The 22,362-nt window shown below is 64.5% G+C and carries 18 protein-coding genes; 6 read left to right on the plus strand and 12 right to left on the minus strand.

The window, feature by feature from the left end; translation table 11 throughout:
• Nucleotides 1-38: 38 nt before the first annotated feature.
• The 4 genes from HBF26_RS13150 to HBF26_RS13165 form a co-directional block, all read right to left on the minus strand.
• Nucleotides 39-785, minus strand: coding sequence for an EAL domain-containing protein (locus HBF26_RS13150; protein WP_167127182.1), 747 nt, complete (start codon nucleotides 783-785; stop codon nucleotides 39-41).
• A gap of 65 nt (nucleotides 786-850) precedes the next feature.
• Nucleotides 851-1,435, minus strand: a complete 585-nt coding sequence (locus HBF26_RS13155; RefSeq protein ID WP_167127185.1) for a DUF1989 domain-containing protein — start codon at nucleotides 1,433-1,435, stop codon at nucleotides 851-853.
• The gene (gntA, locus tag HBF26_RS13160; protein WP_167127188.1) at nucleotides 1,432-2,115 is read right to left on the minus strand and encodes a guanitoxin biosynthesis heme-dependent pre-guanitoxin N-hydroxylase GntA; all 684 of its coding nucleotides are present in this window, start codon (nucleotides 2,113-2,115) and stop codon (nucleotides 1,432-1,434) included. The genes HBF26_RS13155 and gntA overlap by 4 nt, the downstream gene beginning before the upstream one ends.
• Nucleotides 2,116-2,269: 154 nt before the next feature.
• Nucleotides 2,270-2,947, minus strand: a complete 678-nt coding sequence (locus tag HBF26_RS13165; protein WP_167127191.1) for an MOSC domain-containing protein — start codon at nucleotides 2,945-2,947, stop codon at nucleotides 2,270-2,272.
• Nucleotides 2,948-3,283: 336 nt separating this feature from the next.
• On the opposite strand from HBF26_RS13165, the gene HBF26_RS13170 reads away from it, so the two are divergent.
• A complete protein-coding gene (locus HBF26_RS13170; RefSeq protein WP_167127194.1) occupies nucleotides 3,284-4,075 on the plus strand; it encodes a CPBP family intramembrane glutamic endopeptidase in 792 nt (263 codons plus the stop codon).
• Nucleotides 4,076-4,208: 133 nt separating this feature from the next.
• Here the strand turns inward: HBF26_RS13170 and HBF26_RS13175 are convergent, their stop codons facing one another.
• Nucleotides 4,209-5,414, minus strand: coding sequence for a glycoside hydrolase family 27 protein (locus HBF26_RS13175; protein ID WP_167127197.1), 1,206 nt, complete (start codon nucleotides 5,412-5,414; stop codon nucleotides 4,209-4,211).
• A 50-nt stretch (nucleotides 5,415-5,464) separates the two neighbouring features.
• Complete coding sequence (locus HBF26_RS13180) at nucleotides 5,465-8,347, minus strand: TonB-dependent receptor (RefSeq protein WP_167127200.1); 2,883 nt, start codon at nucleotides 8,345-8,347, stop codon at nucleotides 5,465-5,467.
• Between the two features lie 288 nt (nucleotides 8,348-8,635).
• Between HBF26_RS13180 and HBF26_RS13185 the strand changes: the two genes are divergently transcribed.
• Complete coding sequence (locus tag HBF26_RS13185; protein ID WP_240151338.1) at nucleotides 8,636-11,071, plus strand: glycosyl hydrolase family 95 catalytic domain-containing protein; 2,436 nt, start codon at nucleotides 8,636-8,638, stop codon at nucleotides 11,069-11,071.
• A gap of 14 nt (nucleotides 11,072-11,085) precedes the next feature.
• Here HBF26_RS13185 and hemN read toward each other — a convergent pair whose 3' ends face one another.
• Genes hemN through HBF26_RS13215 form a run of 6 tightly spaced genes read right to left on the minus strand, consistent with a single transcriptional unit; the run spans nucleotide 11,086 to nucleotide 18,938 of the window.
• Nucleotides 11,086-12,477, minus strand: coding sequence for an oxygen-independent coproporphyrinogen III oxidase (hemN, locus tag HBF26_RS13190; RefSeq protein WP_167127203.1), 1,392 nt, complete (start codon nucleotides 12,475-12,477; stop codon nucleotides 11,086-11,088).
• Between the two features lie 58 nt (nucleotides 12,478-12,535).
• On the minus strand, nucleotides 12,536-14,254 hold the full coding sequence (gene cydC / locus HBF26_RS13195; RefSeq protein WP_167127206.1) for a thiol reductant ABC exporter subunit CydC: 1,719 nt from the start codon (nucleotides 14,252-14,254) through the stop codon (nucleotides 12,536-12,538).
• Nucleotides 14,251-15,996 carry a thiol reductant ABC exporter subunit CydD gene (gene cydD / locus HBF26_RS13200; protein WP_167127209.1) on the minus strand — a complete coding sequence of 582 codons (1,746 nt, stop codon included), beginning with the start codon at nucleotides 15,994-15,996 and terminating at the stop codon, nucleotides 14,251-14,253. The genes cydC and cydD overlap by 4 nt, the downstream gene beginning before the upstream one ends.
• Nucleotides 15,983-16,198: a hypothetical protein gene (locus HBF26_RS13205; RefSeq protein WP_167127212.1), complete on the minus strand. Its 216-nt coding sequence runs from the start codon at nucleotides 16,196-16,198 to the stop codon at nucleotides 15,983-15,985. Before HBF26_RS13205 ends, cydD begins: the two co-directional genes overlap by 14 nt.
• Nucleotides 16,199-16,212: 14 nt before the next feature.
• Complete coding sequence (cydB, locus tag HBF26_RS13210) at nucleotides 16,213-17,346, minus strand: cytochrome d ubiquinol oxidase subunit II (protein ID WP_167127215.1); 1,134 nt, start codon at nucleotides 17,344-17,346, stop codon at nucleotides 16,213-16,215.
• Nucleotides 17,347-17,348: 2 nt separating this feature from the next.
• On the minus strand, nucleotides 17,349-18,938 hold the full coding sequence (locus HBF26_RS13215; RefSeq protein ID WP_167127218.1) for a cytochrome ubiquinol oxidase subunit I: 1,590 nt from the start codon (nucleotides 18,936-18,938) through the stop codon (nucleotides 17,349-17,351).
• A 268-nt stretch (nucleotides 18,939-19,206) separates the two neighbouring features.
• Here HBF26_RS13215 and HBF26_RS13220 point away from each other — a divergent pair, with 268 nt between their 5' ends.
• From HBF26_RS13220 to HBF26_RS13235, 4 genes are all read left to right on the plus strand, one after another.
• A complete protein-coding gene (locus HBF26_RS13220) occupies nucleotides 19,207-19,830 on the plus strand; it encodes an OmpW/AlkL family protein (RefSeq protein ID WP_167127221.1) in 624 nt (207 codons plus the stop codon).
• 3 nt (nucleotides 19,831-19,833) lie between these two features.
• On the plus strand, nucleotides 19,834-20,595 hold the full coding sequence (locus HBF26_RS13225) for a cyclic nucleotide-binding domain-containing protein (protein WP_167127224.1): 762 nt from the start codon (nucleotides 19,834-19,836) through the stop codon (nucleotides 20,593-20,595).
• Nucleotides 20,596-21,395: 800 nt separating this feature from the next.
• A complete protein-coding gene (locus HBF26_RS13230; protein ID WP_167127227.1) occupies nucleotides 21,396-21,785 on the plus strand; it encodes a hypothetical protein in 390 nt (129 codons plus the stop codon).
• 347 nt (nucleotides 21,786-22,132) lie between these two features.
• A complete protein-coding gene (locus HBF26_RS13235; protein WP_167127230.1) occupies nucleotides 22,133-22,342 on the plus strand; it encodes a hypothetical protein in 210 nt (69 codons plus the stop codon).
• The last annotated feature ends 20 nt before the right edge of the window (nucleotides 22,343-22,362 follow it).

The raw sequence follows: 22,362 nt of genomic DNA on the forward strand, positions 1-22,362 counted from the left end.
ACCGGGTCAAGGCCCCGCGAAACGTGGACGGCGATGGCTTACGACGCGGGCCAGGTGACGGCAGGCACCGACTCGAATGCCGGCCTGGCGAAAAGGAATCCCTGCTGGAGCCCGATGCCCAGGTCTCGCAAGGTCAGGTACTCATCGATCGTTTCCACCCCTTCCGCGAGAGGGCGAACGCCAAGCTGCGCGCAAAGATCCACCAGGTGGCGGACGATGATCTGCCGTGCCCGGTTCGTGTCGATGTCCCTCACTAGCCCGATGTCGAGCTTCACGATATCCGGCTGGAAGTCCGCCAGCAGGTTCATACCCGCGAACCCCGCGCCGAAATCGTCGATGGCGGTGAGAAACCCGTGCGCCTTATACGCGCTAAGGATGCTCACCAGGTGATTGTGGTCGATCACCTTCTCGTGCTCGGTGACCTCGAAGATCACCCGGTGCAAAGGCCAGTTCACCTCTTTCGCGGTGGCGAGCGTCGCCTTGAGGCAGTGCTCCGGCACGTACACGGCGTTGGGCAGGAAATTGATCGAGAGCAACCCCGGGGGATCCAGGACGGCAGCCCTGCGGATGGCGACGATGCGGCATGCCTGGTCGAAGGCGTAGCGGTTCTCGTGGGCCACCGAGGCCAGCACATCGCTCGCCGATTCGCCATCCAGGCCCCTTACAAGTGCTTCGTGCGCGAAGGTCGTGCCCTGCTCGACGTCCACGATCGGCTGGAATGCCATCGTGATACGGCTGGCCACTTCGTCGGCGTCCCCACAGCCCTTGCAAAGTGTCGTCGTCATGGCCAGCCCTGGTGTGTGCGTTACGGAACGATGCCGCATCGTCGCAGCTTTCGTTCCAGGATGCCCTACTCCACGCGGTATTGAATGGGTTTGAACCGGAAATTGTTGGATTGACCGGCCGAACAGGCCGTGAGAGCCACCACGAGATCCATCTGCGCCAGAAAAACGGTGCTGTCGCCAGCCTTGCTGAGCGGCGGCTCGACCGAGAGCTGGCCATTCGTGCCGTTCACCTGAACGTTCATGAAGACATTGAAGGCCGTGGGGATGCGGTCCGGCGCAATGCCGTAGGGCTCCAGCGCGGCGGCCAGATTGCCGAAGCAGCCGCGGTGGGGTTCCGTATGCCCGTAGAGCTTGGCGAACATTTCCTTCGAGCAGGGGGCGAGCAGGAAGTCGTGCCGCCCCACATCGTCCCGCTCGATCGTCAGCATCGGTGAACTACGGTTCGAATACAGGATGTCGCCCGTGCTGAGCAGGAACTTGCTGGCGTAATCGAGCGTGCGCCCGCTCGACAGCCATTCGTCCGTGTCTTCGGCGTTGAATGCCACAAGATCGCTGACCTGCTGCCCTTCCGGGTCGATGACGGTGAGTCGCTGGCCTGCCTTCAGCGTGAACGCCGTGCCGCTCTGCGGAGGAATGGTGCGGTGGGTCATGCGGCCTTGTCCTTGTGTGCGTTCGCAGCGTGGAACGGGCAATGCCATTCGCCCAGGATATGGCGGCCGCTGTATTGGCGCGCTTCGGATACGGAGCCATGCACGGCGAGCATGGGATTGGCGGAGCCGTTCAAGGCGATATCCCGCTCGACGATGGCATTCTTCAGGCGAGCATAGCGCTCCTCGCGGCGCAGAAACTCGAACTGCTCGTGCAGGTTGAACACCAGCGCCGGATGCGCAAGGCGACGCGCACGACGAGATGCCCCCGGATGCAGGCCCACCACGTAGAAGGCCTTGCCGCCCACGCTCATGCTGAAGGCCGGGTCCTCCGGATCGGTGCTCACGGACGGGTCCCACTCGTGATGCCGTGCGTCGGCGTCGTGGATTCCCTGCAGGCGGGCGAACAGGAGCCGTTCGAACAGTTGCTCCGACATCGTCGTCGAATCCGTGTAATGGACTACCAGGCTTTCGAAGACATGCTCCGGCTTTTCGCGGTTGGCGAAGGCTGCGACGCCCGCCGCCACCTTCGCGTCGTCGGCCGGGCAACCCATGGCGCCGGCAAAAAGATGCGTTATGTGTCCGCGCTGCTGGGCCGTTTGCCCCGCGAAACACGGAAACCAGGGGCTGCTCATGTGTTCTTCGAACTGGCGCAGCAGCGTCTCTTGTTTATCGAGGTTCATGTCGTCTCCTTTAGACGACACGTTGCCGCGATGCGTGTGAATCGCCGTGGCAGGCCAGTTGAAGGCCCCATTGATCTCCATAAATGCCCAGTCAGAAAGGATTGGGCTCGAGTTCACACAACGGGCTTGAAGCGCGGCAGATTTCGCGCGGCGATCACACGCTATCGGGGTCTCGCGAAGCGATGGCTTCCGCTCGTCGACCGGCGAGCCGCCGCCAGCCTTCCGAAAGCGTATGCAGGCCGGCGAGCGCGGCGAGAGTCGCGACGTCGTGGCGATCGACGTAAAGCGCCCGCCATACCCGTTCCACGGTCCACTCCGGCATCACGCGATCGATACACTCCAGCACGGCGCCAGGCTGCACATCCCCTTCCTCGAGCACGCGGTAATACCAGCCCGAGCGGCCGGATACCTGCACGCGCGACGCCATGTCATCCACGCCGAACCTGACATTGAGCTTCCAGCACGGCTGGCGGCCCTGGCTTACCTGCAGTGTAGCCCCGCCAAGGCGGAACACGTCGCCGACCGCCACCTCGCGTTCCGTCAATCCGAGCGTCGAGAGGTTTTCCCCGAAGGCGCCCGGCTTCTCCAGCACAGGCACCGGCCCGATCTCGTTGCGCCACCCATCGTAATGGTCGAATGGGTAGTGATGTATCGCCTGCTCCAGCCCGCCATGGTGCTTCTGGTCGGCCTGGCTGTCGGCGTCGAAGCCGATGCGCGTGGCCCGAACGGGGCGATCCACGGGCGCCTTGTGGATGGCACTGGGCTTGCCGGAGTCGCCCAACGGGCGCACCGCGCCGACGAGGATGTGGCCAATGGGGAAAGACGGGTTCATGCGCGGATTATCGCGCGAAATGCCGTTCTACCAAGACTTCCCAAACCAGAAAACGGCGAGCTTTGTGTGGGAGCCGCTTCAGCGGCGATGGGTGCTTGCGACGAGCTTGCCCGCTGCCGCGGGATCGCCGGCATAGCCGGCTCCCACACAACAAGATTTCCCAAGCGAGGCGACGGAGCGAGCTTTGTGTGGGAGCCGCTTCAGCGGCGATGGGTGCTTGCGACAAGCTTGCTCGCTGCCGCGGGATCGCCGACAGAGCCGGCTCCCACATGGACTTACGAAGACCACTGTTCGGTAGACTTTAACGACAGCCTACGCAGCCGGAGGGAGCGACGCATGGCACGACCCCTGACCCACATCGCCGGATATTTCGTGCTTGTCGCCGTCATGGCGTTCGGCGGAACGTTCGTCGCGGCGCTGGTTGTGCCTGCGCGGCTCGGGCCGTCGGTGGCCTGGTTCGCGAAGTGCCTGATCGTGATGTGCCTGGTAGTGGCCCTGACCTGGGTCTACCTCCGGCGGGCCGGCATGGGATGGCGACGCTACGGTGTGAACCCTGGCTCGTGGCGAAACGGGCTGGGCGGTCTGGCGGCCGGTCTGGCTCTGGCCGTGGCCTGGTGCCTGCCGGTTTACCTCGTCGTGCCGTTCCACTGGGCAGCGAATGAGGCATTCGACTGGACCGCGTTCGCTCTGGGCACCGGGGCGAGTATCGGCATGGGCATCGCCGAAGAAACGGGATATCGCACCTACGGCTTCGACCGTCTGCTCGACATTTACGGACCGCTTGCGGCGCTGCTCGTACCCACCGCCGTCTTCGTCGGTGTGCACGTGGCCGGGGGCGTGCCATGGCTGGCCGGCCTTTTCGTGGTGGGATCGTCCAGCGTGATGTACGGCTGCCTCATGCTGGCGACCCGTAGTCTGCCCTTCGTGGCCGCGTTCCACATCGCCAACAACCTGGGACAGGACGCACTCCTGCGCACGAGCAGCGGGTCGCTGTGGAAACCCGTGTTCCATGCCGACGTCGCCACGGCGTCGCAGCCTGCGATATGGCTCGGCATGACGGCGCTGAATCTGCTGATGGCCAGCGCCGCATGGTGGGTCTGGCGTCGAACGCCCCGCCCCGAACTGTAGGAGCGCGCCTTGCGCGCGACATGTTTTGTGGCCGTCCCCGGGAGCTGGCGCGCCAGACTGGGGACAGGCGCGAAAACATGTCGCGCGCAGGGCGCGCTCCTACCGTGGCGGGAGTGCGTTTATGCCCTGGCTATCACTGACTTATGCGGTACATCACCGTGGCGTGCGGTCCCAGCGTGGTTTTGATCGAGCCGTCGCCCTTCGCATCGGTGTGAGCCCACAGGTCGCGCATGGTGTAGCTGCCGCCTGCCTTCAGGCCGATTTCCGCAGCGGTGACCGTCACGGCTTTCGCCTTGTCGCCTTCATTGAACACGGCCACTGCGCGACCGCCGTCCTTCAGCGGCTTCACGATGACGTGGATGCCGTCGGCATCCCTCACCTGTTTGCCCTGCACGCCCAGCGGATCCTGGTCGATCGCGATCACGTCCTTGTTGAGCAGGATCTTCAGCGCGTCCGGCTTGATCGTGCGCAAGTCGGTACCGATGAGCAACGGCGCGGCCATGATGGACCAGAGGCTGAAGTGGCTGCGGTATTCGACATCGGTCATGCCGCCGTTGCCGACCTCGAGCATGTCGGGGTCGTTCCAGTGGCCGAGGCTAGCGTATTTGTCGAGGACCACGTTCTCCTTGAAGATCTTCAGCATCGACGCGTAGTTGTCGCTGATGTCGCCGGTGGTACGCCAGGAGCCCGCATCGACCGGGTCCTTTCCGGCCCAGAGCCAGGGCTTGTTCTCGCCCCACTCGCACATGCTGTAGAAGATCTGCCGCCCGCTGTTGCGCAGCGCTTCGGCCATGGCGGTGTAACGCTTCTTGGCGTCTATCTTCTGGTTGTTGCAGTTGTCGTACTTGAGGTAGTCCACATGCCAGGAAGCGAAGGTTTTCGCATCCTCTTTCTCGTGCCCAAGCCCGCCCGGAAAGCCGCGGTTCTCCTGCAGCGGCTCGCACGTCGAGGTGCCTGCACTCGAGTACAGGCCGAACTTCAGGCCGCGCTCGTGGATATAGTCGGCAAGCGCCGCGATACCGCTCGGGAAACGCTTCGGGTTCGGCTGAAGGCGCCCGTCCTTGTCCCGCTGCCAGTTGGCCCAGCAATCGTCGATGTTCACGTACTGGTAGCCGGCGTCGCGCAGACCGAGGCTGATGAACTTGTCGGCGATGCCGCGGATCATCGCTTCGTCGAACTCGGCACGGCAGTGCGTGGAATTCCAGTTGTTGAAGCCCATCTGCGGCAGCGCCGCCGACGGGGTTTCGTCCGCCTGTGCCGGCGCGGAGACAACCCCTGCCACGCACATCGCACCGCACAGTGCCGCACCTCGCAGGATGCTCGCCAGGGTATCGCTCATCGTTCGACCTCGCATCGGGACAGGAAGACGCTTCTTCGCAGTGACCGTCATCAGAACGTCCCCCGCAGTCCCACCGTATAGACCGTGCCATCCGCCTCGGCGTAGAGGAAGCGGTTGCGGTACACCGAGTAGTCGTACAGGTGTTCGTGAGTCAGGTTGGTGCCCGACACGAAGATCGACAGGTGCTTGTCCAGCGCGTAGCTGGCGCTCAAATCCACCTGGCCGTAGTCGCTACGCGTGGCCGGCTGGGCACCCGCACCGTACGAGAGGCTTTCCAGGTACTTGCCGCGCCAGTTGTACGCCACGCGGACCTGCACCGGGCCCTTCTCGTAATAGACGCTCGCGTTGGCGGAATCGCCGATGCCCGGCACCGCGAACTTGCCCGACGCCGCAATGAGACCCGGACTGAGGTTCGTGCTGCTCTTCACCCGGGTGTAGTTCAACGCAACGCCCAGGCCATCGAACGGTTCCGGCAGCACGTGCTTGAACTGGTAGTTCACCGTGGCTTCCGCGCCGTAGATGTTCGACGAGTTCAGGTTGATGGGCTGGGTGAGCGACCAGATGAACGGCTGGCCCGTGTTCTCGTTGGTGAGGAACGGCACGGGGGTGCTCACCAGGGTGCTGAAGTTGCTCACCTTCTTGTAGAAGCCTTCCAACGCGACATAGCTGGCGTCGTCGATGTACCACTCCAGGCCCATGTCGTAATTGCGCGAGCTGTACGGCTGGAGCTGCGGATTACCTCGGGAAATGGTGAGCGAGTTCGGGCGGGTGCCGAAGCTCGTGTTGTAGTACAGGTTGCTCAACGCCGGCGGCGTCAGCGTCTTGGACCACGAGAACCGGTAAACCAGGTTATCGAGCAGGTTCCATTTGAAGTTCAGCGACGGCAGCCACTTGTGGTATCCGCCATCGGCGGACTGCGGCTCCAGTGGGCCGTAAGTGACCTGACCATTGCTGGTGTCGTTCGGGTCGATGCGATAAGCGATCGGCGGCTGGTTGACTGCCGTGGAGGTCGAGGCTACATGCAGGTAACGCGCGCCCACGTCGAGGGCCCAGGGCTTGTCCCACATGGTGCCTTCGAACACGACTTTCGCGAAGACGGACTTCTCCTTCTCCGCTACGTTGTTGTAGCTACCCGGGTTGGGTATCGCGTCAAAGGTACCGCCGTTGGCCGCGAGGCCCGCCAGCAGCGCATCGCGCTTCTCCGGCGGCAACTGGTTGTATGCCGCGGGGGACGCCAGCCAGCTCAGGTACGCGCGCGGGTCGTACTGGATAAACTCCGACGGCTGGCCCGGCGACGAGACACCGTGGATCTTCGGCGGCGCCTTGTAGATGTAGGCGCCGATGGCGTCCGCCGGCACATCGACCGAGTAGCCGCAATACGCATTGCAAAGAATGCTGTTCGGCGTGCCCCAGCTGACCGACTTCACCCACTCGTTCGTGTACTGTACGCCGGCGACCAAACGCGAGAGCACGCCGTCGTTGAAGTACTTGTCCAGCTTGATCTGGTAGTTGTTGACCTTGTTCGTCACGTCGTTGCCGGAACCGGCATTGCAACAGTGCGCCTTCAACAGGCTGGTATCCGTGCTCGACAGGATATTCGAGTAACTCGGCGGCTGGCTGTCGCCACCGTTGGTCCAGGTGGGATTGGTGCCGAAGTTCTTCGCGCCAACGACCAGGAAGTAGCCATTGGGGCTCTCCTTGTTCCATGCCTTGGAACTGGACACGTCCAGGCTCAGCTTGGTCGATTCGTCGATGTCGAACCCGAGGTTCAGGCCGTTCTGATAGCTCTTTTCGTAGCTGGGCGTATACGACATCACATAGTCGTTCGCCATGACGTTCGGACCCGAACCATTGCGCACGAAATTGAGCACCGTGCCGTTCGGGTCGGTCGTCAGCGACTGGATGTCGCCGGTGTTGCCGTACTCGCCGAAATAGTGGATGAACGGATCGACCTTATAGCTCGAATACAACGTGTCGAACTGCACCGTCAGGCGGTCGATCGGCTTCCAGTCGATGGCGCCGCTCACACCCTTGCGGACGCGCGTCTCGTCCAGCACGTTGCTCGCCAGGGTTTCCGGCACCGCGACGTTCGTGTAATTCGGATTGCTGAGGTTGGAAAGCTGGGAGATGTTCTGATCGGCATACCAGGAGTTGGCCTGGGTATTGAGCTGGGTGTCCTTGCGCTTGTAGTACCAGGCGGAGCCCATGAAGCCGAAGGTGTGATCCGAATTCGTCCAGCCGAACAGGCCCGAGGCTTTCGGCGTGGTCTTGCCTTTCCAGTCGCCGGTCAGGTTGCTGTTGACGCCCGCCGCGCTCCACGCACCGTGATAGCCGCTGAAGTCCAGCGGGCGCGCCGTCTGGATGTCCACGACGCCGCCGATGTCCACCTCGGTAATATCGGCCGAAGAGGTCTTGTTGACCTGCGCGACGCTGATGATTTCCGAGGGGAGCACGTCGAAGTTGAAGGCACGCGAGCCGGAGGCGGTCGCCATCGGCCGGCCGTTGATCGTGACCGCCACGAATTCGGGGCCAAAGCCGCGCACGGCGATCTGGCTGGACTCGCCGCCACTGCGGTTCACCGACACGCCCGGCACGCGCTGGAGCGCGTCGGCCACGTTCGGATCGGGGAACTTGCCGGTTTCCTCGGCAGAGATGGAATCGACGACGTTGACGGAATCCTGCTTGATCGCCTGCGCGCGCTGGAGCGCCGCCAGCTGGCCGGTGACTGCCACCGCGCCGAGCTCCGTCACCTTCTTTTCGTCTTTATTGGTGGCGCCCGGCTTGGCCGACTTGGCCGGTGTGGCCGCATCAGGCGGCGTGCTGGATTGTGTGCCCGAAGCCGGTGCCTCCGGCGCCGTCTGCGCAACACCCGGTGCCCCATACCCCACCATCCACGCAACACCCATTGCCACAACCAATTTCTTCAGCTGCACGGCTTTCTCCCCAACGTTTTTTGTGGAACACCCCAAGTGAGCACACACACGGTTTGCCGCACGAAACTCACCGGTGCCGATCCCCAAGACGGCACCACAAAGCCTCGTTGTTCCCCGTCACCCCGACACCTTGACAGAGCGGTTTGCAGCGACCGCAATTTGTCCTACTTATTCATCGTTGCCTAGGTTTATCGCCGCCACAAGCTGCGGCGCAGCATGACAAGGGAACGCCGCCCCCTTTAGATTCATTTGTCCAACAAATTGGCGCAACGGGACTTCGAAACGCCAATGGCGAACGACGAAGATCGGCAGAACGTCTTGAACGAATCGCTCATGGGGCCGACAGACCGGCGCAGGTTCCTGCACCTCACGGGGGCCTTCGTGACAGCGCTGCCATGGCTTGCCCTCCCCCGTTTTCTCGAAGGCAAGCCCGTCCCGCGTCCTGCGAGCCCCATGCCCACGGGGCCCGCGAGGCACACGCTCTGGTACGGCGGTGCCGCTCGGGAGTCGAACCTGCTGCGCGAGGGCCTGCCGGTAGGCAATGGCCGCATCGGCGCGCTGGTCGGCGGCGATCCGGCCGCCACCTGCCTGTACGTTACCGACGCATCGATGTGGCTCGGAAAGCGTGACGTGGTGCTCGGTACCGACGGCCAGTTCGACTACTCCACGGAGCATTTCGGAAGCCTCGTGATGCTGGCCAAGGTGTACCTCTCGGTGGAAGGACACGAAGCGGCGCAAGTCACCGACTACCGCCGCGAGCTGAACCTCGACCAGGGCTACATGCGCGTCTCCTATCGAAAGGACGGCATTGCTTACACATGGAACATTTTCGCCAGCTACCCGGACGACGCGATCGCCATCCATCTGTCGCAGACGGGCGGCAGCGACTTCAGCGGTTCGGTGGCATTACATGGCATGCATGGCGATACGCCGCGGGCCGAGGGGGTGCGCTGGCCCACTCCTGCGGCGGCTACCCGTTTCGAGGGAACCCTGGAGAACGGCCTGAAGTACGCGACGAACGTCATGGCCGTCGCCGGTTCCGGCAGCGTCGCGGCGGATGGACAAGGCCTCCGGTTCACGCGCTGCAACTCGCTCACGGTGATCCTCTGCGGCGGCACCAACTACACGCCGGATGCGACCAAGGGTTACATGGATCCAGCGGTCGCGCCCCTGGCCTTGGCCATCCGGAAAACCGAGGCGGCCGCCAGGGTGTCCCCGAAGGTACTGCTGAACACCCATGTGGCTGACTACCGCGCGCTGTTCGACACGATGCGTGTGGACTTCGGCACCTCCAGCAAGGCACAGCGGGCCATGGACACCTGGGCCCGCCTCCAGGCCCGTGCCGCGCCCGGTTCGTCTGCGGACCCGGAGCTCGAGGCGACCTATCTGCAGTACGGCCGCTACCTGACCATCGCCGGATCCCGCGACAGTCTGCCCACCGGACTGCAAGGCCTGTGGCTGGACAGCAACGTGTCGCCGTGGATGGCGGACTATCACAGCGACATCAATATCCAGATGAACTACTGGCTGCCCGACCGCGCCGGGTTGCCGTCGTGCTTCGAGCCCTTCACCAGCTACTGCCTCAGTCAGCTCGACGACTGGACCGACGTCACCCGGAAACACTTCAACGATCCGCGCAACGTCTTTCGCAACAGCTCGGGAAAGATCGCCGGCTGGACCATGGGCATCTCCACCAATATCTATGGCGCAGGCGGCTGGCGCTGGCACCCGGCTGGCAACGCGTGGCTGTGCAACAACCTGTGGCAGCACTACCAGTACAACCCGAGTAAGGCATACCTGGCCCGCATCTATCCGTTGTTGAAGGGCGCAGCTGAGTTCTGGGAAAGCCGGCTGCTGACAATCAGCGTGAAGGACCCAGCCACCGGTTCGATGCGCGAGGTGCTTGTCGACGACGCCGACTGGTCCCCCGAGCAAGGCCCGCTCGATGCCAAAGGCATCACTTATGCGCAGGAACTGGTGTGGGACCTGTTCGAGAACTACCGCCAGGCGAGCTCGCTATTGGGCCGGGATAGGGGCTACGCCGCGAAGATCGGAGAACTGCAGGCTCGGCTCTACCTCCCCCGGATCAGCAGCACCTCGGGCTGGCTGGAAGAATGGATGACACCGGAGAACCTGGGTGAGAAGCAACACCGGCACCTGTCCCCGCTGGTGGGATTCTTCCCGGGCGACAGGATCCGGCTCGGCGACAGCCCACCTGCGCTGATCGAAGGCGTCACCCGGCTGCTGGAAGCGCGAGGCACCGGCGGATACGGCTGGGCCTGCGCCTGGCGAGCCATATGCTGGGCACGGTTGGGCGACGCCGCGAAGGCCTACCGGCTTGTCCTCACCAATCTGTCGCCGTCGAAGAACCGAAGCAACGGCACGGCGCAGAACCTCTTCGACATGTACCTGCTGGACGACGGCAACGATGCCTTCCAGATCGACGCAAACTTCGGCACCCCAACGGCCATGCTGGAAATGCTGATCACGTCGCGTCCCGGCCTGATCGTGCTGCTGCCCGCCCTGCCCGAGGCCTGGGCGGCATCGGGCAGCGTGACAGGCCTCGGTGCGCGCGGCGGCTTCCGGGTCGACATGGCCTGGAAGCACGGCAAGGTCACCTCGGTGACGGTACGGAGCGTGGGTGGCGAGCGGACGCGGGTGAAGGCCGGGGCGTGGGAGAAGGACATCTCCCTAAGGGCGGGCGACGTCGTGACCGTGATTTGAACGGCTTTACCCCGTCAGATCAACCGCGAACTGCTGCTCGCCGCCGGCGCATACGCATCGAAGCTCATGGCGATATTCCGCAGCAGCAGACGCCCCTTCGCACTCACGTCGATACGGTCGTCCGTCATCGACACCAGGCCATCGTCCGCAAGCGTCTGCAGTTGCTCAAGCGCATCGCGGAAATAGCTGGCGAAGTGAATGCGGTGGCGCTGCGCGAAGGTACCCATATCCAGCGTGCCATGGCACATCAGCTCGCCGATGGCTTCGCGGCGCAGCTGATCGTCCTCGTTCAGGCGAAGCCCGCGTGCCACCGGCAGGAGGCCCTGCGTCACCGCCTTCGTATAGGCCGGAAGGTCCCGGTGGTTCTGGCTGTAGGTATCGCCGATACGGCTGATGGCGCTGGGGCCGAAACCGATGATGTCGCAGTCGCCGCAGGTGGAGTAACCCTGGAAGTTCCGCTGCAGGCTTCCCGCCCGCTGCGCACGAACCAGATCGTCGTCCGGCAGCGCGAAGTGATCCATGCCGATATACACGTAACCCGCGTCGGTGAGCCGCTGCAAGGCCATGCCGAAAAGGGCCAGACGCTGTGACGGCGACGGCAACGCCTCGGCATCGATCTGACGCTGCGCCTTGAACATCTTGGGCAGGTGCGCGTAGCCGTAGACGGCCACGCGATCCGGCTTCAGTTCGATCACCTTGTCCAGCGTGCGGCTGAAGCCGTCCATGCTCTGGCGGGGCAGCCCATAGATCAGGTCCACGCTGATCGAGCGGTAGCCGACGCGCCTGGCGGTGTCGATCGCCACCCGTGTCTGCTCGACGGACTGTTCCCGATTGACCGCCTCCTGCACCACCGGGTCGAAATCCTGGATGCCCACCGACATACGGTTGAAGCCCAGCCGACCGAGACCGCGCACATAGTCTTCGCTGGCGTGCCGCGGGTCGATCTCGATACCCCATTCGCGCTGCTCGATCGGTGCCGGCGTGAAGTGCCGATGGATCGACGCATTCAACTGGCTCATGGCACCGAGGCTGAGGAAGTTCGGTGTGCCGCCACCCAGATGGAGCTGGCGCACGACGCGATCGGAATCGATCAACGCGCCCAGCATGGCGATTTCATGATCGAGCAAGCGCACGTACGCTTCGCCCCTGCTGGAATCACGCGTGATGACGCGATTGCAGCCGCAGTAGAAGCAGGGGCTCTCGCAGAACGGCACGTGGACGTACAACGATAGCGGCGTGGGCACCGGGTCGTGGTTGGACGCGGCGATCGCTTCGCGCAGCTGGGTTTCGCCGAACCCTTCGTGGAACTGGAGGGCGCTGGGGTAGCTCGTATAGCGCGGGCCGCGGCCGTCGTAGCGGGCGATCAGGTCGGCGTCGAACTCGGGCATGGTGTGTGGTGTAAGCATGGCGAGACTATCGCCTGCGCGCCGCGCGTGGTTCTTGATGCCGGTCAATTGGCGCGCATCATCCGGCATCGCGCAGGCTGTCCGTCGTTTGCGCCGCAAAACCTTCCACCGTCCGGCGCGCCACGATACGCCCCTGCTCGATCACCGCCACTTCGTCCACCAGTGCCGCGATACCGCCGAGACGATGGGTGATCAACAGCACGCTGCGGCCCCGTGTTTCCACCGCCAGCGACTTGTACAGCGCGGCGGTGGTAAGCGCATCGAGGCCTTCGCTAGGCTCGTCCAGCACCAGCACCGGCGCATCGACCAGCAACGCCCGGGCGATCGCCAGCCGGCGCGCTTCGCCGCCCGAGAGGTTCACGCCGTTCGCACCGACCCAGGTGTCCAGGCCATTCGGCAGCTCGCGCAGGAATTCGTCCAGTTGCGCGACAGCAAGCACCCGCAGCAACGTGGCGTCGTCCGCATCCGGCGCCGCGATGCGCAGGTTGTCGCGCAGACTCGCATCGAACAGGTAAGGCGCCTGCTCGACGATGGCGAGTCGCGCCCGCACGTCGTCGGCACCCAGTTGATCCAGGGCCGTGCCGCCCAGCGTCACGCTGCCCTGATAGGGATACAGGCGCCCCAACAGCTGCGCGAGGCTGCTCTTGCCCGCGCCCGATGCACCGACCAGGGCCAGGTGCGTGCCGGCCGTCAGGTCCAGGTTGAGCCCCCGCAGCGCCCATTCGCCATGCTGCGCATGGCGCATCCATACCTCGCGCAAGTGCAGATCGGTGGCTTGTGGCATAGCCACCGGCGTCGCCGGATCGAGCACTACCGGCGCGCGGTCTGCCAGCTCGAACACCCGCTGCGCAGCCGCCTTGATCGCGGCGAGCCGCGACCATGCCAGCGGCAATGGCAGCAGCGGTTCGAAGGCGGCCATGGCGAGCATCGCCAGCAACGCAAGGCCCGGACCGTCGAGATGGCGCTGTTGCATCGCGAGCACGCCGATCAGGAGGGCGACGCTCAAGGCGATGCCGCTGCACGCCGCCAGCATGGCGTCGGCGCGAGCCAGCCCACGTTGCGTACGCGCGCGAGCCGCTTCACGCTGCGCGGTCAGTTGCTCCATCCTTGCATCGAACGCGTCTTCCGCGCCCCACATCGTCAGTTCCGCACGGCCCGCCAAAGCATCGGCCCAAGCCGCGCGCAAGGCTTCGGCATCGCGGTCGATCTGCGCCGCATCGTCAGCATGGCTGGCCTGCAACCGCCACGGCAGCCAGGCGCCGGCAAACAGCAGCAACGGCATCAGAAGCAACGCAAACCAGCCCGACCAGCAAGCGGCAACGACGAGCACGACCAGGGCGCTGCAAGCCGCCACAGCGCTGGGCAGCCACAGGCCCAGGTACGACTGTTCCAGCGTGTCGATATCGGCCCGCAGGCGCGACAGGAGTTGTGCGCCCCGCTGCTCCGCCAGCGCCGCCGGAGCCAGCGGGATCAACCGGCCGAACAACCAGCCGCGTAGACGCGCAAGAATGGACAGCGTGGCATCGTGGCCGCAGAGGCGTTCTGCATAACGGCCGCCCGTGCGCAGGATCGCGAACAGGCGCACCAGGGCCGCCGGGGTGTAGTAATTGATGGCCGCGGCACCCGCGCCCACCAGGGCCATGCTGGCGATGAAGTGCCCGGACACCGCCATCAGGCCGATACCCGCCGTGCTTGCCAGCAGACTCAGACCGAGCGCGGCGAGCATGCGCCCACGCTGCGGCTGCATCAGTTCGAACAGACGACGCTGCCAGTTCATGCGCGCAGATCCTCTTGCAGCAGTGCAGCGAAGGCGGTGCCCGGCCGACGCAGCTGCGCCACCGTGCCCTGCTCCACGATCGTTCCTCCGACCAGCACGGCCACGACTTCCTGTGGCCCCAGATCCCGTACGCGATGTGCCACCCGCAGCACGGTGCGTCCCCGGGCGAACTGATCCAGTTGCTGCTCGATCTGCGCCGCCGTGGCGGCATCCAGATGCTGGGTAGGTTCGTCCCACAACAACACCGATGCATCGCGCAGGCACATACGCGCGATCGCCAGCCGTTGCAGCTCGCCGCCGGACAAGCCGAGGCCACGTTCTCCCAACGGCGTATCCAGACCTTGCGGGAGCTTCGCCACCACGTGGTCGAGAGACGCCATGCGCAACACGCGCGCGATGCTCACCTCGTCCGCGTCCGGGCGGGCCAGCAGCAGGTTGTCGCGCAGGCTGCCGTTGAACACATGCGGGCGCTGCGGCAGCCAGGCGATCTGTGCGCGCCACACCGGCAAGTCGGCAGCCTGCAGGGCATGGCCGTCGATCTCGATATCGCCGCTTTCCAACGGCAGCAGACCCATCACCGCGGCAAGCAGGCTGGATTTGCCACCGCCGCTCGGCCCGACCAGGGTCAGACGGCTCCCCGCCGGCACCGTCAGGTCGATACCGCGCAACACCTCGCCACTGTCGCCCTGGCTGGCATGCACACCGCGCAGCACGAGGTTGGGAGCCGCCGCTTTCGGCGTGGCGACAGGCGTTGCGGCCAGGGGCGCCGCGACCGGCGCCGCCAGAATATCGACCAGGCCCTCGGCGGCCGCCACGGCCTCCATCCGCGCGTGCCGCTGCGTGCCCATGGCGCGCAGAGGCAGGAAGAACTCCGGCGCGAGCAACAGCGCGAACATGCCTTCGGCAAAACCCAGGTGGCCGGACATCAGCCGAAAGCCCACCATCACCGCCACGATGGCAATGCTGCACGTGGCAAAGAATTCCATCACCAGCGCGGAAAGAAAGGCCACCCGCAGCACCGCCATGGTGTCCTTCCGATACCCTTCGCCGGCCGCCAGCACACGCTCATGTTCGCGCTCGGCGGCACGATAGAGCCGCAGGGTGCTCAAGCCCGACACCGCGTCCATGAAGCGTGCGCCCAGGCGGCGCAGGCGCAGCCAGCGGCGTGTGCTGGCCTCGGCGGCAGCGCGTCCGGCCAGGATCAGGAACACCGGCAGCAACGGCGCGCACAACAGCAACACCAACGCCGACCAGGGCTCGCGCAGGCCCACCGCCAGCAGCACCACGGTCGGGATCAGGCCGGCCAGCGCCGCCTGCGGGAGATAGCCGGCGTAGTACGGAGCCAGCGTGTCCACGCCATCGACCAGCCGGGTAACCAGATCGCCCGCGGACTGTCCCGTAGACCACCGCGGCCCCAGCTGACGCAGGCGCTCCCGCAGACTGCGTTGCACGTTCTGCGTCACCGCCCTGCCGGCAGCATCGCTGCACGCGCGCTGGCGATAGAGCAACACGGCACGCAGCAAGACCAGCGCAACGACGCCCAGGATCGACCAGCGCAGGTCGGCCAGCCCCGCATGCGCGAAGATCGCCTGCGCCAGAACATGCGACACCAGCCACGCGATGGCGCATACAAGGAGCGACTGCGCCGCGCCGTACGAGATGGCGTTGCGCAGCAGACGGCGGACTGGCTGCGCCTGTTGGCGCAGCCAGTCCGCGGCGGCACCGTGTTCAGTGCTTGCCATCTTTCCGCTCGAGGGCCAGTGCGGCGGCGCGCTCGTCCTGTGCGTCGAGCAAGGCACCACCCACCGCGGCGATCAGCACGATCATCACCGTGCCGACCAGCCAGGCGAAGTACCACGCGCCACGGTCGCCGAGAATGATCGCCAGCACGATCGCCAGACCGGCGATCAACATGAAGATCGAGAACTGTATGAAGGTTTTCATCGTCAAGCCTCCGCTCAGTAGGCGTGTTCGTCAGTGGCGACCTGGTCGGGATCGACCTTGCCGCGCATCACATAGAAAGCCCAGCTGGTGTACCAGACCACCAGCGGCACGAAGACCAGGGTGAAACCGAGCATCCAGGCCAGCGTCAACTGGCTCGAGCCGGAATTCCACAAGGTGAGGCTCTGCGACGGGTTGCTCACCGAGGGCAGCAGGAACGGGAACAGCGCGCATCCCACCGTACCGATCACGCCGATCCAGGCCACCGCGCCCATCCACCAGGCGAGCAACGGACGCTCGCTGCTGGCGCTGAACAGGCTGCCCAGCATGCCGAGGAAGCCGGCCGCCGGCAGCAGCCACAGCACGTTGTGCGCATGGAAATTGCTGAGCCAGGCACCGTCGGCACGCGTCACCACCTGCTGCAGAGGCGTCTGCGCCACACCGGCACCCGGGAACTGATTCAGCACATAGCCCTGCATGTGCGCCACCCAGAAGCCGCCGACGGCGAACAGCACGATCGCCAGCGCCCATCCCAAGCGGGCCACCTTCCGGCTGCGCTCCGCAATGGCGCCTTCGGCACCGCCCATGACCGTCACGCCGCCCATCGCCGCCGACATGCAGGCCGATAGCACGCCGCACAGGATGGCGAACGGGTTGAGCAAGGCAAGGAAACTGCCGGTGTAGAACGACGTGAGCGTCCAGTCGAAGTGGAAAGGCACGCCCTGGAACAGGTTACCGATGGCCGCGCCGAACACCACCATCGGCACGAAGCCGCTGACGAACAGCGCCCAGTCCCACGCGCTGCGCCACCCTGCCGACGGCATCTTGCTACGGTATTCGAAGCCGACCGGGCGAATGATCATCGTCCAGAGCAGCAACAGCATCACCACGTAGAAGCCGGAGAACGCGGTGGCGTAGATCAGCGGGAAGGCGGCGAAGATCGCGCCGCCTCCGAGAATGAACCACACCTGGTTACCGTCCCAGTGCGGGCCGATGACATTCAGCGCCACGCGGCGCTCCAGATCGGTACGGCCGATGTAGCGGAGGATGGCCCCCACGCCCATGTCCATGCCGACCATCACGGCCAGGCCGATCAGCAGTACGCCGAGCAGCAGCCACCAGACCACTTGCAGGCTTGCGTAGATATCCATGATTAAGCCTCTGCCAAAGTCTTGCGGGAAGCGGGCAAGGAAAGGTCGCCGACGTCCAGTTCGGCAGCGCCGTTGCCGTCGTCGGGGCCTTTGCGGATCGCGCGCACCATCAGGTACATCTCGATGACGATGAACACCGTGTAGACCGCCACGAAGCCGATCAGCGAGAAGACCATGTAGCCCACGCTATGCGTGGAAGCGGACATCCAGGTCGGCAGAAGGCCGTACACCGTCCAGGGTTGGCGACCGATCTCGGCAACCAGCCAGCCGGCCTCGCAGGCGAGGAACGGCGCCGGGATCATCCACACCGCGAACTTCAGGAAGGTGCGCTTGTACTGCACCGTGTTGCGCAGGGTGTAGATCAGGCCGAGGACGAAGAAGGCCAGCATGCCCAGACCCAGCAACACCATCACGCGGAACGACCAGAACATGGTGGCCACGTGCGGGATCGAGTCCTTGGCGGCCTGGGCGATCTGCTCGTCGGTGGCCGTGGTCACATCGTCCGCGTAGCGCTTCACCAGGAAGCCGTAGCCCAGATCCTTCTGGTGGGTAGTGAACTGGTTCATGGCCACCGGATCCTTCGGGTCGGCCGACAACATCTTCAGCGACGACACCGCCGGGATACCGCCGCGGATGCGCTCCTCCGCGCGCTGCTCCAGCACATCCACGCCGGGCACCGTGCCCGTCAGCGAATGCGTGACCAGGATCGACAGCACATAGGGAACCTTCACCTCCCCGTAGTTGGTCTGGTTCTCCTGCGACGGGAATGCCATGAGGTTGAACGGCATGGGCGCGCTTTCGGTCTTCCACAGGCCTTCCATCGCGGCCAGCTTGGTCGGCTGCGCTTCGGCACCGACAAAGCCGAGCGCGTCGCCCAGCGTGATCACACCGGCGGTGGACAGCACACCGAACAGCACCGACATGCGGAACGAGCGGCGTGCCAGTTCCATGTGCCGGTTCTTCAGCATGTACCAGGCGCTGACGCCGGCCACGAAGATCGCCGCGGTGACGTAGCCGGCGATGGAGGTGTGCACGAACTTGGCCTGCGCATCCGAGCTGAAGATCAGCGCAGCGAAGTCGTTCAGTTCCATGCGCATGGTGGTGGGGTTGAAGTGGGCACCCACCGGGTCCTGCATGAAGGCGTTGGCCACCAGGATCCACAGAGCCGAGAGGTTCGAGCCCAGCGCCACCAGGTAGGTCACCGCCAGATGCTGGCCGGGCTTGAGCCGATGCCAGCCGAACACCATCAGGCCGACAAAGGTCGATTCGAGAAAGAACGCCATGAGGCCTTCGATAGCCAATGGCGCGCCGAAAATATCTCCGACGAAACTTGAGTAGAACGACCAGTTCGTACCGAACTGGAATTCCATGGTGAGGCCGGTGGCCACACCGAGTGCAAAGTTGATGAGGAACAGCTTGCCCCAGAACTGGGTGATCTGCTTGTAGATCACCTTGCCGGTGACCACGTAGACGGTTTCCATCGCCGCCAGCATGAAGGTCATGCCGAGCGTGAGCGGTACAAAGAGGAAGTGATAAAGCGCCGTGGCCGCAAATTGAAGCCGCGACAGATCGACGACGGTGATGTCATGCATGGCGTGACGTCCCTAGGTGGAATGACACGCGCCGGCCTGCGGCGCGCTTCGATGCCCTCGCCCCTGGGGCGGCGCAACGTGGGTGCAAGTGTCGGCTGGGGGACGCCCGGGCTACTTGACCTTGATCAAGATCGCCGCACACCCCGGCGCACCGCGCTGCGGCAGGACGTCGCAGACGGCGCAACGGAGCCGCGGAACTGATCCAGATCAATTGGCCGCGGACCGTGCCTTCCAGAATGCGCCTGCATTCCACACCAAGGACATAACAATGAAACCCCTGCTCCCCTGGCTCGCACTCGGCGCCGCCGTGCTTACCACCCTTCCCGCGCTCGCCGCCGAGAACCTCAACGGCGACGACCAATGGGTGCTGCGCTTCGGTGCCGCCACCGTGCATCCGGACAGCAACCCGGGTCATCTTGCCGGCATGAAGGCCAAGGTCGACAGCAGCACCCGCCCGAGCATCGACCTCGAATACCTGCTCACCCCGAACTGGGGCATCGACGTGCTGGGCGCGGTGCCTTTCCGCCACGAAGTGCGCCTGAACGGTTCGAAGGCCGCGACGACCAAGCAGCTGCCGCCCACCGTCGGCGTGAACTACCACTTCGTGCCCACGTCGCAGGTGTCGCCGTTCCTCGGCCTGGGCATCAACTACACCCACTTCTACGACAGCAAGGGCAAGGGCATCCTCGACGGCGCCCACGTGAAGCTGGACGACAGCTGGGGCGTGGCCGCACGCGCCGGCGTGGACTTCAAGCTCAACGACCGCTGGCTGCTCACCGCCGACGTGCGCTGGATCCGCATCCGCACCGACGTGAAAGTGGGTGGCACGAAGGTGGGCAACGCCCATATCGACCCGATGGTCTACGGCTTCAGCGCCGGCTACCGGTTCTGAGCCATGACCCAGGCCTCCGCTCCGATCGACCTGAGTCAGCTCCGCCGCAGCTGCCGCGCCTGCGGCCTGCTCGAACTGTGCCTGCCGGCGGGCATCGACCAGGCCGAGCTGGAGCGTCTGGATTCCAGCGTGCGCGACAAGCGCACGCTGGAAAGCGGCGGGATGCTGTTCCGCCAGGGCGACCCGTTCCACGCGCTGTATGTCGTGCGCTCCGGCACACTGAAAACCGTGGTGCAGGACGCCGACGGCGCCCAACAGGTGCTCGGCTTCCATCTGCCCGGCGAAATCGTCGGCGTGGATGCCCTGGCCCACGATGCGCACCAGAGCAGTGCCGAAGTACTCGAACGCAGCAGCATCTGCGAACTGCCCTATTCCCGCCTGGAAGAACTCACGGCGCAGATTCCGGGCCTGCAACGGCAGTTGCTGCGCATCGTCAGCCGCGAAATGGTGGCCGAGCAATCACACGTGGTGACGATGGGCCGCCAACAGGCGCAGGAGCGCCTGGCCATTTTCCTGCGGAGCCTGAGCGAACGCTACGGACGCCTGGCCCGCGACACCACCCACCTCATTCTGCCGATGTCGCGCTATGACATCGCCAACTACCTGGGCGTGGTGGTCGAAACCGTGAGCAGGCTGTTCACGCGGATGGAGGACCTCGGGGTGTTGCGGGTGTCGCGGAAGGTCATCCACATCCTGAGGCCGGACTTGTTGGGGGAGATGTGCGGGGCGGGCGGGGCCAGGGAACGGGCCGGAAGGGCTTCGTAGGAACGCCCGCCCCTCGCAGGCGGTACCGCGGTGCCCATCGTCACATGGCACTGCCGCTACACCCTTCGCCCGGCCGCCCGTCGCGAGCGAGCTGTTGCCATAGGCCGACGCCTGTTCGCCCACCGCCGTGGCGTCCTATCCAGAGACGATGGCGTCGGTGTCGGTCGATCCCACCGTGTTCGAAGCGCAGTCGGTCTGTACCTGCGCCGCCGAGTGCGCCATGGCCAAGGCCAACCAGCGACCTCTGCAAGTGCCACTGGTCCGATGACATCCGAAAGTGCCGCGCACGAAGCCAATGCAGCTACGCGAGGAGATTACCGCAGCGTACCTCACTCTTTGCTGCCAGCGCGACGGCCGATAGCTCAGCCCAGTTGTATTACGGCGCGCCCTATTCAACGAACGGCTGGTACGTTTATCACCCGACCGACACCAAAATGGCCCTCTCGTTCCAGCCGAGGCTTACGGCGGCGCAGCCATAGGTGCGAGAATCGGCTATGGACTCGGTTGGGTGGCAGATGGAATCATGGGCTCCCATGGACAAGAGGCATCGTCCAGCAATCCGATCAAAGGCACGCCCGGCGACACCAGTTGGACAACTTACCCTGATGGGTCGCCAAAACAGGGGCGCACATACGGGGATGATGGCTACCCACAAACCGACATTGACTACGGACACGACCACAATTGCGCGGGAGACCCTCATGCCCACGATCGGGATCGTCCGTCCGATAGGTCCGCTCCAGGCCACCCCAATCGCGGGCCTGCCCGTCCCGTACACAGGATGAGGTGAACAAAACGCCATGAGCCGATCCGCTGATTTGCGACCTACGCTTCACGACGGATTTCTGGATGGATTTCTTTCCAGAGGTGCAGAGATCAGAGTATTTGCGCGAACCGATAAGAAGGTGCCCGTCACCTTGATTCTTTCGGGCGTGAAGCGCTTTAGTGTCAACGGTTTCGCGGAGGGCAACATCATCCTTGATTGTGCGATCTTGAGCAGTGACGACATCTCGGAGGACATCCTCGTCTTGCTCAACCATGGCGAGGACCGCGAACGTTACCTTGCGCCTTTGCGCGCCATTGTCTCCGACCAGAGTCATCAAGTCTTGATGATCACTCCCAGCTACGGAGCCACGCTTGTTGCACTACACGAGCAACTGGCGGTGGTCGAGGGGACGATCATGGACTAACACGCTCCATGCATCCTGCATGCCGACGCGGCCATGGCGATGGCGAAGCAATTGCGCCACGGGTCCAGTCTTGAGGAGACTACGAGTCCGCCGCCGGTCGCAATGTCCAGAGCGACCCGATAGGCCTGACGGTTGGGGCGTCTACATATGCTTACGTCCATTCGTTATCGCTCACAGGGATAGATCGCCTTGGCCTTGGCGACACCGGCTGCATGCGCGACCCGTCATGGTGTGGGTGGCGTGCGCCCGCCAACAACCCGACGAAAGGGGCTTTCGGTGCTGACGAAACAGGGGGCGCCACAAAATGCGCCCCAGTCGACCGAGTTTGGGCTTGCATTCGATTGAAAATGAAAGAGATCAACTGGGCCAACATCCTGCACGATTCACAATACACTGGCGTGCGGATCGCCGCTATCGGCGTGGCGATTGGTTCTATCGGCTTCCCGATCGCCCTATTCGGATTCGTGTTCCTCGGTGCCTCGATATGCGTCGTTGGCCTTTCTACCGTGCTAACCGGCATCGCAGTTAATTTTGCACACATGCGCGACCGGAAATGAGTGCGCCAAGCCTAAAGACT

The sequence above is a fragment of the Luteibacter jiangsuensis genome (assembly GCF_011742555.1).
GTDB lineage: Bacteria > Pseudomonadota > Gammaproteobacteria > Xanthomonadales > Rhodanobacteraceae > Luteibacter > Luteibacter jiangsuensis.

What these genes read in the sequence shown, in the direction of transcription:
- HBF26_RS13150 (WP_167127182.1), bottom strand. Translation starts at nt 785, where the DNA reads ATGACGACGACACTTTGCAAGGGCTGTGGGGACGCCGACGAAGTGGCC.
- HBF26_RS13155 (WP_167127185.1), bottom strand. Translation starts at nt 1,435, where the DNA reads ATGACCCACCGCACCATTCCTCCGCAGAGCGGCACGGCGTTCACGCTG.
- gntA (WP_167127188.1), bottom strand. Translation starts at nt 2,115, where the DNA reads ATGAACCTCGATAAACAAGAGACGCTGCTGCGCCAGTTCGAAGAACAC.
- HBF26_RS13165 (WP_167127191.1), bottom strand. Translation starts at nt 2,947, where the DNA reads ATGAACCCGTCTTTCCCCATTGGCCACATCCTCGTCGGCGCGGTGCGC.
- HBF26_RS13170 (WP_167127194.1), top strand. Translation starts at nt 3,284, where the DNA reads ATGGCACGACCCCTGACCCACATCGCCGGATATTTCGTGCTTGTCGCC.
- HBF26_RS13175 (WP_167127197.1), bottom strand. Translation starts at nt 5,414, where the DNA reads ATGAGCGATACCCTGGCGAGCATCCTGCGAGGTGCGGCACTGTGCGGT.
- HBF26_RS13185 (WP_240151338.1), top strand. Translation starts at nt 8,636, where the DNA reads ATGGCGAACGACGAAGATCGGCAGAACGTCTTGAACGAATCGCTCATG.
- hemN (WP_167127203.1), bottom strand. Translation starts at nt 12,477, where the DNA reads ATGCTTACACCACACACCATGCCCGAGTTCGACGCCGACCTGATCGCC.
- cydC (WP_167127206.1), bottom strand. Translation starts at nt 14,254, where the DNA reads ATGAACTGGCAGCGTCGTCTGTTCGAACTGATGCAGCCGCAGCGTGGG.
- cydD (WP_167127209.1), bottom strand. Translation starts at nt 15,996, where the DNA reads ATGGCAAGCACTGAACACGGTGCCGCCGCGGACTGGCTGCGCCAACAG.
- HBF26_RS13205 (WP_167127212.1), bottom strand. Translation starts at nt 16,198, where the DNA reads ATGAAAACCTTCATACAGTTCTCGATCTTCATGTTGATCGCCGGTCTG.
- cydB (WP_167127215.1), bottom strand. Translation starts at nt 17,346, where the DNA reads ATGGATATCTACGCAAGCCTGCAAGTGGTCTGGTGGCTGCTGCTCGGC.
- HBF26_RS13215 (WP_167127218.1), bottom strand. Translation starts at nt 18,938, where the DNA reads ATGCATGACATCACCGTCGTCGATCTGTCGCGGCTTCAATTTGCGGCC.
- HBF26_RS13220 (WP_167127221.1), top strand. Translation starts at nt 19,207, where the DNA reads ATGAAACCCCTGCTCCCCTGGCTCGCACTCGGCGCCGCCGTGCTTACC.
- HBF26_RS13225 (WP_167127224.1), top strand. Translation starts at nt 19,834, where the DNA reads ATGACCCAGGCCTCCGCTCCGATCGACCTGAGTCAGCTCCGCCGCAGC.
- HBF26_RS13230 (WP_167127227.1), top strand. Translation starts at nt 21,396, where the DNA reads ATGAGCCGATCCGCTGATTTGCGACCTACGCTTCACGACGGATTTCTG.
- HBF26_RS13235 (WP_167127230.1), top strand. Translation starts at nt 22,133, where the DNA reads ATGAAAGAGATCAACTGGGCCAACATCCTGCACGATTCACAATACACT.